The sequence below is a fragment of the uncultured Brachyspira sp. genome, assembly GCF_949287625.1.
GTDB lineage: Bacteria > Spirochaetota > Brachyspiria > Brachyspirales > Brachyspiraceae > Brachyspira.
In genome coordinates this window covers 16,145-27,921 of the sequence record NZ_CASEGO010000079.1, presented here as the reverse complement: position 1 = coordinate 27,921, position 11,777 = coordinate 16,145, and the positions used below count along the sequence as shown (strand labels likewise).

Annotated in this window: 12 protein-coding genes; 11 read left to right on the top strand and 1 reads right to left on the bottom strand. The window is 26.9% G+C overall.

What is annotated here, in order from left to right:
- The first annotated feature begins 176 nt into the window (after positions 1 to 176).
- Positions 177 to 1,028, top strand: a complete 852-nt coding sequence (locus Q1X91_RS11315; protein ID WP_300757379.1) for a DMT family transporter — start codon at positions 177 to 179, stop codon at positions 1,026 to 1,028.
- Between the two features lie 28 nt (positions 1,029 to 1,056).
- Here the strand turns inward: Q1X91_RS11315 and Q1X91_RS11310 are convergent, their stop codons facing one another.
- Positions 1,057 to 1,941 (bottom strand): DUF438 domain-containing protein, encoded by an 885-nt coding sequence (locus Q1X91_RS11310; RefSeq protein ID WP_300757378.1) that lies wholly within the window; start codon positions 1,939 to 1,941, stop codon positions 1,057 to 1,059.
- A 191-nt stretch (positions 1,942 to 2,132) separates the two neighbouring features.
- On the opposite strand from Q1X91_RS11310, the gene Q1X91_RS11305 reads away from it, so the two are divergent.
- The 10 genes from Q1X91_RS11305 to Q1X91_RS11260 all read left to right on the top strand — a co-directional run bounded on the left by Q1X91_RS11305 (position 2,133) and on the right by Q1X91_RS11260 (position 11,206).
- The gene (locus Q1X91_RS11305) at positions 2,133 to 3,314 is read left to right on the top strand and encodes an AGE family epimerase/isomerase (protein WP_300757376.1); all 1,182 of its coding nucleotides are present in this window, start codon (positions 2,133 to 2,135) and stop codon (positions 3,312 to 3,314) included.
- A gap of 936 nt (positions 3,315 to 4,250) precedes the next feature.
- Positions 4,251 to 5,333 (top strand): site-specific DNA-methyltransferase, encoded by a 1,083-nt coding sequence (locus Q1X91_RS11300; RefSeq protein WP_300757373.1) that lies wholly within the window; start codon positions 4,251 to 4,253, stop codon positions 5,331 to 5,333.
- Positions 5,326 to 6,132, top strand: a complete 807-nt coding sequence (locus Q1X91_RS11295) for a HinfI family type II restriction enzyme (RefSeq protein WP_300757370.1) — start codon at positions 5,326 to 5,328, stop codon at positions 6,130 to 6,132. The genes Q1X91_RS11300 and Q1X91_RS11295 overlap by 8 nt, the downstream gene beginning before the upstream one ends.
- Positions 6,133 to 6,171: 39 nt before the next feature.
- Entirely contained in the window at positions 6,172 to 6,966 is a 795-nt protein-coding gene (locus Q1X91_RS11290) for a hypothetical protein (protein WP_300757368.1), read from the top strand.
- A 156-nt stretch (positions 6,967 to 7,122) separates the two neighbouring features.
- Positions 7,123 to 8,202, top strand: a complete 1,080-nt coding sequence (locus Q1X91_RS11285) for a hypothetical protein (protein WP_300757367.1) — start codon at positions 7,123 to 7,125, stop codon at positions 8,200 to 8,202.
- Complete coding sequence (locus tag Q1X91_RS11280) at positions 8,192 to 8,455, top strand: EscU/YscU/HrcU family type III secretion system export apparatus switch protein (protein WP_300757365.1); 264 nt, start codon at positions 8,192 to 8,194, stop codon at positions 8,453 to 8,455. Before Q1X91_RS11285 ends, Q1X91_RS11280 begins: the two co-directional genes overlap by 11 nt.
- A 4-nt stretch (positions 8,456 to 8,459) precedes the next feature.
- Entirely contained in the window at positions 8,460 to 9,695 is a 1,236-nt protein-coding gene (locus Q1X91_RS11275) for an HD domain-containing phosphohydrolase (protein ID WP_300757362.1), read from the top strand.
- An 11-nt stretch (positions 9,696 to 9,706) separates the two neighbouring features.
- Positions 9,707 to 10,072, top strand: coding sequence for a YraN family protein (locus Q1X91_RS11270; protein WP_300757359.1), 366 nt, complete (start codon positions 9,707 to 9,709; stop codon positions 10,070 to 10,072).
- A gap of 9 nt (positions 10,073 to 10,081) precedes the next feature.
- A complete protein-coding gene (locus tag Q1X91_RS11265) occupies positions 10,082 to 10,210 on the top strand; it encodes a hypothetical protein (protein ID WP_013113728.1) in 129 nt (42 codons plus the stop codon).
- Between the two features lie 30 nt (positions 10,211 to 10,240).
- Positions 10,241 to 11,206, top strand: coding sequence for a KpsF/GutQ family sugar-phosphate isomerase (locus Q1X91_RS11260; protein ID WP_300757353.1), 966 nt, complete (start codon positions 10,241 to 10,243; stop codon positions 11,204 to 11,206).
- The last annotated feature ends 571 nt before the right edge of the window (positions 11,207 to 11,777 follow it).

Here is an 11,777-nt window from a genome sequence, read left to right as displayed (position 1 = left end):
TTCCTTTTTGTTTGTTGTGATAATTTAAATTATAAGGAATACCTCCTTTTTTTAAACTAAAACTGTGCAATATCTATGGCTCTTAAACAAAAAGTTTATAATACAAATATTGTAATTTTTGTCATTGTGAATTATCATCTAATAAATTTTTTTTATAATTATACAAAGAACAAACTATGAAAAATGATATAAAAATAGGAGCTTTATTAATAATATTTTCTGCTTTATCATTTTCTATTATGGAGATAGCAGTAAAAGTTTCGGGGTATGGAATACCTGTTATGGAGCAGGTTTTTGCACGTAATTTTATTACATTATTTATAAGCGGTTTTGTTATGATAAAAGACAGAGAGAAATTTTTTCCTGATAAACAAAATATAGTTTCAATAGTATACCGCTCTGCCTCTGGATATTTAGGTATTATAGCTTATTTTTATGCTGCTAACAATATGATACTTGCTGATGCTTCAGTGCTTCAAAAGACTTCTCCTTTTTGGTCTAGTTTATTTGCTTTTATACTTATTAAAGAAAAGATAATAAAAGTTCAGTGGATTGGTTTAATTATTGCCGCAATAGGCTCTATTTTTGTTATAAAGCCAGCTATGAACTCAAATGTTTTTCCAGCTTTAGTAGCATTATCAGCCGCTATGTTTGCTGGAATATCCTATGCCATAATAGGCTCTCTTAAAGGAAAAGAAAGCAATTCATTAATAATATTTTATTTTTCTTTATTTTCATGTTTATTATCTTTATTTTTTATAAAAAGTTTTGTAATGCCTAATATGTTTGAATTATTGATGCTTCTGCTTATAGGTATATTTGCAGGCTTCGGTCAGTTCTTTCTAACAATAGCGTATAAAAAGGCACCTGTTTCGGCTGTGAGTATATTTAATTATACTGGAGTAATATTTTCATATTTGTTCAGCATATTTTTATTTAATGAGATTGCAGATATATACTCTATAATAGGTATGATCATTATAATATTGGCTGCTGTATTAGTGTATTATTATAAAAGAAAAGCATAATTAATATATACCTAAACAACTCTATTATTTACAATTTATTATATTTACTTTCTATATTTTCAAAATCTTCTTTAGATAAAGTGTCAAGGCAGAGAGGTATAAGTATATTCTCTTCTTTAAATATCATATCTAAAATACACCCGCTTATCTCTTCGCATCTCTCTTTAAAATCATTATTATTTAAATTGCTATCTATAATAGTTTTCAAATTATCAAGTATATCTTTATCCACTCTTGTCATCACCTTTGAAGGTTCATCATTACCATATGATTTTAAAGCTGTAAATAATATGCTTTCTTTTTTATGATAATGACTGCTTAATTCTTTATATAAAATATTAATATTTTCTTCTGTAATATTATTTAATAATTTTTCTATATATCTATTTTCTTTTTTAAATATATTTATAATATTATAATTATTTGTAATGTATGAATTATCCATAGTATCTTTCAAAATCAGAGTGCGTATATAAAAAAAGCGTTTAGCCTCATCTATACTCATGCCGCTATCTACAAGTTTATGCATAGCATTATAAATTTCTTCTGCCGATACTTTAAATAATTTATCTTCAAACTCTTTTTTTATATTATCTATATTTTCCCCATTATGAAGCCTTACTATAAGAGATTTTAATACTTCATTTCTTTCATATTTAGTTTTATCTGCAGTTTGCAAGTCAGTAGTTAAAGTAAATCCGTATTCATTAAGTTTATCTTTAATATCATTAATATCAATGTTTTTTATCTTTAAAGCATTTTTTATAGTGATAAACTTTGATACAGTATTAAACATTATTGGATTTTTTATCTTATCAAATCCCAAATCATACAATAGATCTTTAAATTTTGGATATTTGGTGCATAAATTATATATAGTTTCATTTGTATTAATATATTCTAAAGAAATCATTATATTCTCTCTTTATTTGTTAGATTATTCTAACTTATTTTATATTATTCTAAAAAAATGTCAATCATGATTTAGAATAATATTAAAAACATCATAAAAATTTATTTTTATTATTGCTTTTATAATACCAATCTGTTAAAATTAACATATTATTTATTAATAAAATCTTATTTTGATTTTAAGGAATTTTTATGAGCAATTTAAACGAAGTAAAGAACGAGTATCTTCATATGCTCAAAGACAATGTTATACCATTTTGGCTTAAAAACGGTCTTGATAAAAAGCATGGCGGATACTACACTGCTTTAGACAGAAAAGGAAACCTTATAGAAAGCGATAAATCAGTATGGTTTCAGGGAAGATTTGCTTGGGTATTATCCACTCTTTATGCGGATTTTGAAAAGAAAGAGGAATATTTAGAAGCTGCAAAATTGGGAATAGAGTTTTTGGAAAAATACTGTTTTGATAAAGAAGGCGACGGCAGAATGTTTTTCAGAGTAACTGAAGATGGTAAGCCAATCATAAAAAGATTAAGATACTACTACTCAGAAACTTTTTGTCTTATAGCCATGGCAGCATATTCAAGAGCAAGCGGGGATAAAAGCTATGCTCAAAAGGCAAGAAAAATATTAGATGATATAGACAGATATCAGAAAGAAGGACTTCTTATACCAAAATTTAATGCGGTGAACAGACCTACTATAGCTTTCGGTCCTCCTATGATAATGCTTGCTACTGTTCAGGAATTGAGGAAAGCCGATCCGGAAAATAAAGATTATTATAACAAATATATAGATAATCTTTTATCTAATATTCAGTTATTTTTGTATGAAGATAAAAAAGCGGTATTAGAACAATGTAATCCAGACGGTACTTTACAAGATCACTTTGAAGGAAGACTATTAAATCCAGGACATGCTATAGAAGCATCTTGGTTTATATTAAGAGAATCTATAGAAAGAAATCATGATGAAAAATTAAAAGCCCTAGGACTAAAAATATTTGATTGGATGTGGGAATGGGGCTGGGATAAAGAGTACGGCGGTATTATTCAGTATATGGACGTTCTTGGAAAACCTAAAAGCGAATATCATCATGACATGAAATTCTGGTGGCCTCAGACTGAAGCTGCTATTGCTGCTTTATATTGTTATTACTTTACAAAAGATAATAAATATTTAGAAAAGCATGACACAGTAAAAGAATATACTAAAAAATTCATAGATACAGAATACGGCGAATGGTTTGGATATCTTCACAGAGACGGAAGAATATCTACAGACTTAAAAGGAAATATGTATAAAGGACCTTTCCATATACCTAGAATGTACATGAAATGTGCTGAAATAATAGATACTATTAATGAAAAATAATTTTTAAAATATAGTTAATTCAAGGCTAGGCTTTTTAATTAAGGCCTAGCCTTTTACTTACAATATTGTATTAATATTAGACTTGTTTCAAAAGTACTTGACAAATAATTTTAATAGTTTATTGCTTTATGCTAAATTATATATTTTACATGTTGTATAATTTATCATTTTAGTATGTAAATATGCAGTCTTTCACCGAAGGTGTACAGAGTATGCTTCTCGCCGCAGGCGTACTTCGTATGGGTCCCACCGAGTAGGTGCCTTGCCTACGGCACGCAGAGCGGACGGCAAAAGAAGTGTGGTGTTGCGTAGCACACAGCGTGGTGGGCAAAGCCCCGCTTATAAAACCAAAAATACTAAAAATTAGAATAGTGTAATTATATATTGATTTAGTTTTGAAACAAGTCTATTAAATAACATCTATTAATACCCTCCATAGATTTATTTTAATTCATAGTCCATTTACCGTATGGTAAACAAAATTCTAAAATATAAATTAACTAATAATTTAATTTTCACTATGTTTAAAAATAAGTTCTTTAGGACTTGTAAATATTGAAAATCTAATCAGAACTTGTGTGTGCTTTAATAAGTCATATAAAAATAAAGTTTAAATATCATAATTAAATAACTCTAAGCAAAAGCCCTATTCATATTTTTATATCAAAATATGAATAAGACATCATATATACCTAAACAACTAAAATTTGACAAATCGTGATTGTTTAGGTATATATAAAAATTTCGTAGTTTTATATATCATATAAATATGCAGTCCTTTTACCAAATGTGTATTTTGTAACGGCAAAGTACAAAATATAATTAAAAAACTATAAATATCAGCAATTTATTTTTGAAACAAGTTTAATATAAATTTGTAATTTTAACTGCTATAGGTTACAATGTTTACACTATTTTTAATTTTCAAGGTTTTTAATGTATATTATTGATGATATAAAAAATACAATTATAAAAGGCGATGCATTAGAAGAGTTAAAAAATATACCAGATAATAGTATAGATTTAATATTTGCAGATCCTCCTTATTATATGCAGACGGAAGGCGAGCTTTTAAGAACTAACGGAACTAAATTTAGCGGTGTTGACGATGAATGGGATAAATTTAATAGTTTTGAAGACTATGATAATTTTTCTATAAATTGGTTAAGAGAATGCAAAAGAGTATTAAAAATTACAGGCAGTATTTGGGTTATAGGCTCATTTCAGAATATATTTCGAATAGGAAAAATAATGCAGGATTTAGGTTTTTGGATACTCAATGATATAATATGGAGCAAAACAAATCCAGTACCAAATTTTGGCGGAACTAGATTCTGTAATGCTCATGAAACTTTAATTTGGTGCGGAAAAAATAAAAATACTAAATATACTTTTAATTATAAAACTATGAAACATTTAAATAATGATAAACAAGATAAAAGTGTATGGAATATATCTCTTTGTACAGGTAAAGAAAGATTGAAGGATAAAGACGGAAACAAAGTTCATTCTACACAAAAACCAGAAGAACTTTTATTTAAAGTAATACTTTCTTCTTCAAAACCAAATGATGTAGTTTTAGATCCTTTCTTTGGAACAGGAACTACAGGGGCTGTTGCTAAAAGACTTTCAAGAAATTATATAGGAATAGAAAGAGAAGATAAATATATATACTATGCAAAAGAACGTATAAAAAATACGGATGCAGAGATGACAGATTTAATAAATCTTGATTATGAAGTGAAGCCTCCTAAAGTTCCTATAAAGAATCTCATTGAAAAAGGGTATTTGAAAGCTAATCAGTCTTTATACAGTAGAAGAGGAGATGAGGTAGGAAAATTAAATGAGAATGGAAATGTAGAAAATGAACTTGGAAATTTTTCTATACATCAAATGAGTGCCAAACTGCAGAATTTATCCAAATATAATGGCTGGAATTATTTTTATACTTATTATAACGATAAATTTATATCTATAGATGAATTAAGATATATTTATATTGGAGATAATAATGAATAACAATATAAAAAATATTATAAATCAGGCTGTGTATAACATTATCAATCATTCAGCATCAGATAATAAAATAATTGGATTAAATGAAAAGCATAATGTGAAAATACATTTTATACCAAAAAGATATAGAATATTCGGCGGATTACTTCAAAGTATGAATATACAATTTGGTAATTTTATTGAAGAGCTTATGAAAGTAATTATATCAAATGAAAAAAAATATGAAATTATAAATGAGTATAGCGGAAAAAAAAGCAATAACTTTTCTATTTCTAAGTCAAATGAAACTAGAATAGATAATTATATAACTAGCTGTCAAACTTCTTCAAATACCGATGAACAGCTAGAGTTTCTATTTAAAAATTTGAAAGAAGAAATTATAAATGATATAAAAAATAATAAAGAAAATATAAATAATTCATTTAAACATGATATAGACTTACTTTTTGAAGATAAAGAAACCAATATTATTTATTATCTTGAAATTAAATATAATGATGATCATGATACAGGTAAATTTGTTGATATAAATAGAAAATTTATAAAAACTTTTGCCTATCTTGTAAATGAGTTTAAAACAAAAGAAATTGTACCTATACTATTTTTCTTTAATAACAAAAGAATGAAAGGAAATATTTATATACCAGAAAATACGAATATACGAAGAGGAAAACAATTTTTTGATGAATTTTTATCGATAAAATATGATGATGTAGATAATTATTTGCAAAATCTTTCAGAAAGTACGGAAGTAATAGAAATGTTTGATAATTTATACAAAAAAGTTATGAAATTAAAATAATAATTAATTATATATACAATATAATAAATAAGGAATATTATGGCATCATTAAGAAAAAGACTGGAAGAAAGAGAGTTTGAAACTTTAGATTTATTTACTGTTTCTTTTTCTCTATTTACTGCTAACTTTAAAAATTTTTTTATAATATCATTAATATGCTCTCTTCCTATAATATTAACAAGCATATATTTTCCTGTAAAAATGTTCAGAGCATCTGATGTTAAAACATTTGAGGATTTAGCTTATCTATTTAAAACCGAAGTAAGCATAGGATTTTATATAAATATTTTTCTCTCTTGGTTTTTAGATGTACTTTCTGTGATATCAGTATCTTTATTGGTAGAAAGACTTATTTATAAAAGAGTAAAAAGTGCTACTTGGGCTATAGTTAAAAGTTTTAGGTTTATATTTCCTGCTTTATTTACATCATTTATATATTTTGTATTAGTATTTTTAGGTCTTACATTTTTTGTAGTACCTGGTATAGCTTTAATTGTATTTTTTGTATTTATAAAAAATATTTGTGCTTTAAGGCATACTTGGGGAATAAATGCTTTGAGATATTCATATTATCTTGTAAAGCCTAAATTTTTTAAAACGTTATTTATATTATTATTTATATTTTTCTTTCAAAATGTTTTTTCAATAACTTTTCTCTCATCGCCTATAAACAGCAGGGAGAATCTTCTTTCATATTTTATTGCTATGATAGTGCTTTATATATTTGATATTTATTTCAAAATCATAATATCATTATTTTTCCTAAACAGAGATTATATAAGCAGTACTCAGTCAGATGAAGAAGATGAGGATAATGAAACAGATGAGGAATAATTAATTTATATTGTTTATATTGATGTTATCAATAAATAATAAATAACTAAAATTCGACAAATAATATTTATATTAAAGTCAATCTTTTATGATATAATATTCGGCAGCATTAAAATTACCTATTAACAAATTTATAAAACAGCATATAATAATTACATGCTTAATGTAGGTAAATATTTTAATAATATAACAAATAAAAATAATTCTGCAAATATAAAAGACGGCGATATAGTAAGATATTCTGTAATGCGTAAACTCGATTCTGACAGAGCAGTTATAAATATAATGGGAAATAAAGTTACAGCATTATTCAAAAATGGCATGACAGAAAAAGGCTTTGCTTTAGTAGGAAAAAAGAATGGAGAGATAACGCTTACATTATTAAAAGATGCTTCAAGCCTAAAAGAGGCTAGAGAAAATTTAAAAAATATCAGCACAAAAAAAGATATTTTAGTTAACATAACTAGAGATAATTCCGAAATTTCTAATATACTACTAGAAAAAGGAATAAAACCAAGCCATGAAAATATCAGATATTTGGAGACTATATTAAAATACCTTCCAGACTTGGATTCTAATAAAAAGAAGTTCATATTAAATGCAATGTCTAACGGGGTATATTTAACGGTAGAAGAAATAAATTCTTTAGGAAATATTTTCAGTCATTTCAATGACATTCTCAGCATCATAAAAAACTCTAACAAAAATACTGAAACAACCGAAATATTACTAATGCTTTTAAATACTGCTGCATTAAACAGCAATAATAATCTAGCAGAAAATTTAGATAAATACATACATGCAAATGCTAATTTTAGTGCATGGTTTATGCTCTTTGATATGCTTCAGGGTGAATTATCTTCCGATAGTTCTAATATGCTTATGCTTGTTCTTAAAATACTTTCTTCTAATAGAAAGAATAGGAATTTTAAAGAAACAGTTTTTATGCTTCCAATACCATTTATAATAAATGGGGAGGTAAAAGAGCTTCTCCTATATATAAACAAAGAAGAAGGAGAAAAGAAAAATAAATTAAGTTTTGTTCTTTATGATGATGAAGAATTATGCGAGATAAAAATATCCAAATATGATGATAATAAATATTTATTTGATATTCAATTATTTGATAAAAAACTATATAATAAGGTTAAAACAGAAGAACTTATGAATCTTATAAAAGACTTTGATAATATAAAGATAGAAATAAATTTGGCGGGAAAGAGAAATGAAAAATAAAGATATTGAAGAGGCAGCAGCCTTATTATATAATAGGGATATACATAATGCCCCAGTGGTTATATCCAAAGGAAGGCATTATTTGGCAAAAAAGATGGCAGAGACAGCTCATAAAAACAAAGTGCCTGTCATTTCTGATGAGGAAGCAGCCAAGCATTTAATGCAGCTAGAAATAGGCGAAGAGATACCATATTCACTATATGAAGCAGTAAGTATAATATTAAAATATATATATAAATTAAAGGCAGAATAAAGCAATGGGAAAATTTAATAAAATAAACGTTCAGGATATTAAAACTAAAGCAGAGAAAAAAGACATATACTTGTATAATGACTTCATAGCATCTACTGGGTATATAGAACTTAAAGAAGATGATATAATGAGGCTTAAAAAATGGGATATAGAGGAAGTATTTGTTGAAGATGCAGCTTCTATAGAGATGCAGCAGGTTAGTGCCGATTTTGATAAGTTTATAAGAGAGTATAAAGTATTTAAAAAAATATATTTTAATATTATAAAGAAAGTAAAAACAAATTTAGGTAATTATAAAAATAATAATATAGTAAATATTAATGAACTTAATGAGATTATAGATGAAATTTTGGATATAGTAGGAAGGAATTTAAACAGCGTACTTCAGCTTTTTAACCTTTCAAATCTTCCAAAAGCTGATGAATATTATATAAGATCATTGAATGTATCAATGATATCAATGATAATAGGTAGAGCTATGAAATTCTCTGAGAACAGAGTAAAAAAATTAGGTGTCGGTGCTATGCTTTATGATATAGGACTAACCAAAGTACCTGATAAAATATTAAATAAATTAGGACGCTTTACTACTGAAGAGTATAATGAAATGAAAAAGCATACAGTTTATGGGTATAAAATAATGAAAAATAGCTTTCGTTTTGAGGAAGAAGTAGCACTTATATCATTAGCCCATCATGAACTTTATAACGGTAAAGGCTATCCTAGAGGATTAACAGGCAGTCAAATACATCTCTACACTAAAATAGTTTCTATAGCACATTCAGTAGAAAAAATACTTAAGCATAAAAGAATATCTGTGTCAAAATCTAAAACTCATGAACATAAATCTACGTTTAATCTTATGCTTGAAAAAAATATGGAAAGCAGTAAAAAAAATATTTTTCTTTCAGATGCAGTCAGAGAAATTATACATGGGGCAAATACTAAATATGATCCTAATATATCCAAAACATTTGTAAGCATATTTACAGTATATCCTATAGGCTGTATAGTTCTTCTTAATGATAAGAGAAAAGGTTTCGTTTTTGCAGCTAATCCGAATTTCCCAATCAGACCGATTATAAAAATAGTATCCAATGAAAACGGAGAGTTTATTGAAGATGGAGAGACTATTAATTTATTAGAAACTAATCAACTGTTTATAGCCGGTGTTGATAAAGATAATAATTTTTTAGAGGAGGTAAAAACAAAAATATTGGATACAGAAGAAGAAAAGTAATATTATAAAAAATGGCTAACAAAAAAGCGATAGGCAATCTAGGAGAGGATATTGCCTTAAAATATCTCGAAGAACTTGGTTTCTCGCTTTTAGAGCGGAACTTTAAAGGAAAGAAAACAAGAGGAGAGATAGATTTAGTAATGACAAAAGGAGTTGTTATTGTGTTTATAGAAGTAAAATATCGAAGACAAGGAAGTTTTGGATATGCAGCTTACTCAATATCTGAACGTAAGAAAAGAAAACTGTACGAAACAGCTGAAGAATACTTAATTGAAAAAGGATTAAGTTTTAATCAAAAATGTTCCTTTGGGGCAGTTTTAATAGACGATACCCATTATAAACGCGAAATATCTTTTATTGAAGATATATTTATTTAGGGGTATTGTATGAAAACAGCTGTAAAAATTAATCCAGAAAAAATAGACCTATATAAGAAAAAGCTAAAAGATAAAAAGTATATTGATAAAGCTATAGAAGGATTGGCAGGAAATTTGATAAGTTATGTAATAGATTAATAGTTAATATAAAGGCAGTAATAGATTAGTATGAATATAATAGAACGAGGAAAGACTACTCTTTTATTAGAGAGCGAGAATCTGAGAAATTTATCTGATAAACTTGACAGTAATTTTGAAAATGCTGTGAAAGAGCTTTTTAAAATCAGAGGAAGAGTAATAACATCAGGAGTAGGTAAAAGCGGTCATATAGCAAGAAAGGCTGCTGCCACTTTTGCCTCTACTGGAACGCCTAGTTTCTTTGTAGACCCTAACGAATGTATGCATGGCGATTTTGGTATGATTACTAAAGATGATTACTGCATACTCTATTCTAAAGGCGGAGAATCGCGTGAGATTATAGAGCTTGTTAATTGGCTTTTAAGACAGAATATTTCATACATTGCAATTACAAATGAAATAGATTCTACTCTCGCCAAAAATGCCGCAATTGTTCTTCTTACATATGTTAAAGAAGAAGCTTGTCCTTTAAAATTAGCCCCTACTGTAAGCACTACTGCTTCTTTAGCATTATCTGATGCTATTGCTACTGCTTTAATGGAGCTTAGAGGATTTAGAGCAGAAGATTTTGCTGTTTTTCACCCCGGCGGAAGTTTAGGAAGACAGTTAGCTAAAGTAAAATCTATTATGCATACTGAAAACTTGCCTATTGTGCCTCTTAATGCTACTTTACAAGAAGCCCTATTTAAAATAATAGAATGCAAACTTGGTATAGCTATTGTTGCTGATGATAATAATATATTGAAGGGTATAATAGTAGACGGTGATTTGAAGAGACTCCTTGTAAAAAATAATGATATACAAAATATTCTCTCTAAAGAAGTAAAAGATATTATGAATACTTCTCCTAAAGTTATTTATGAAGATACTTTAATAGGAGAGGCTTTGCATATGATGGAAGGTAAAATTACAAATCTTGTTGTAGTAGATAAAGAAAATAATAAACCTATTGGTATAGTTCATATACATGATATATTAAAAATAAAGGCTTTCTAAATAGCTTTCCATAAAATATAATTTCATTTGACTATAAACCAACTAAAAACTTTATGTTAAACATTTTTAAATTATTATGTATCCCCGCCCTTTTAGATTTTAAAGCCTTATTTTTTATACAGACTTTAATTAAATATGTAATCCTATACTTTTTAAGAACACCCGCCCAAAGCGTTATTTAAATTTGTATTTTACTCTACGCACGCAGAACGAATTTTAAAAATATGGTTTAATTTATAATTACAATTTTTTTATTTTATAATAATTGATTAAACGTGCGTTGAATAGTATCATAAAATTAAAAAAGCACTTGGGTGGGCAGACAGAATAACAGTTAAAGCTAAAAAATTAAAAACATTTATAAATAACAAATAGAATTACAAAATTTAGAGGGTGGGAGTGAAAATAGATTTTAAAATTTACTTTAATTCTCGCCCTTTTAGATTTTAAAGCTTTATTTTTTATATAGACTTTAATTAAACTCATATGTCAACACTTAAAAAAGTACGCCAGACCAAAGCCTTATTTAAATTTAACGCACGCATAACTAATTTTTAAAATGCAGCTTAAT

Excerpts from the sequence above, each read along its gene's own strand:
- Q1X91_RS11315 (WP_300757379.1), top strand. The coding sequence starts at position 177 with ATGAAAAATGATATAAAAATAGGAGCTTTATTAATAATATTTTCTGCT.
- Q1X91_RS11310 (WP_300757378.1), bottom strand. The coding sequence starts at position 1,941 with ATGATTTCTTTAGAATATATTAATACAAATGAAACTATATATAATTTA.
- Q1X91_RS11305 (WP_300757376.1), top strand. The coding sequence starts at position 2,133 with ATGAGCAATTTAAACGAAGTAAAGAACGAGTATCTTCATATGCTCAAA.
- Q1X91_RS11300 (WP_300757373.1), top strand. The coding sequence starts at position 4,251 with ATGTATATTATTGATGATATAAAAAATACAATTATAAAAGGCGATGCA.
- Q1X91_RS11295 (WP_300757370.1), top strand. The coding sequence starts at position 5,326 with ATGAATAACAATATAAAAAATATTATAAATCAGGCTGTGTATAACATT.
- Q1X91_RS11290 (WP_300757368.1), top strand. The coding sequence starts at position 6,172 with ATGGCATCATTAAGAAAAAGACTGGAAGAAAGAGAGTTTGAAACTTTA.
- Q1X91_RS11285 (WP_300757367.1), top strand. The coding sequence starts at position 7,123 with ATGCTTAATGTAGGTAAATATTTTAATAATATAACAAATAAAAATAAT.
- Q1X91_RS11280 (WP_300757365.1), top strand. The coding sequence starts at position 8,192 with ATGAAAAATAAAGATATTGAAGAGGCAGCAGCCTTATTATATAATAGG.
- Q1X91_RS11275 (WP_300757362.1), top strand. The coding sequence starts at position 8,460 with ATGGGAAAATTTAATAAAATAAACGTTCAGGATATTAAAACTAAAGCA.
- Q1X91_RS11270 (WP_300757359.1), top strand. The coding sequence starts at position 9,707 with ATGGCTAACAAAAAAGCGATAGGCAATCTAGGAGAGGATATTGCCTTA.
- Q1X91_RS11265 (WP_013113728.1), top strand. The coding sequence starts at position 10,082 with ATGAAAACAGCTGTAAAAATTAATCCAGAAAAAATAGACCTATATAAG.
- Q1X91_RS11260 (WP_300757353.1), top strand. The coding sequence starts at position 10,241 with ATGAATATAATAGAACGAGGAAAGACTACTCTTTTATTAGAGAGCGAG.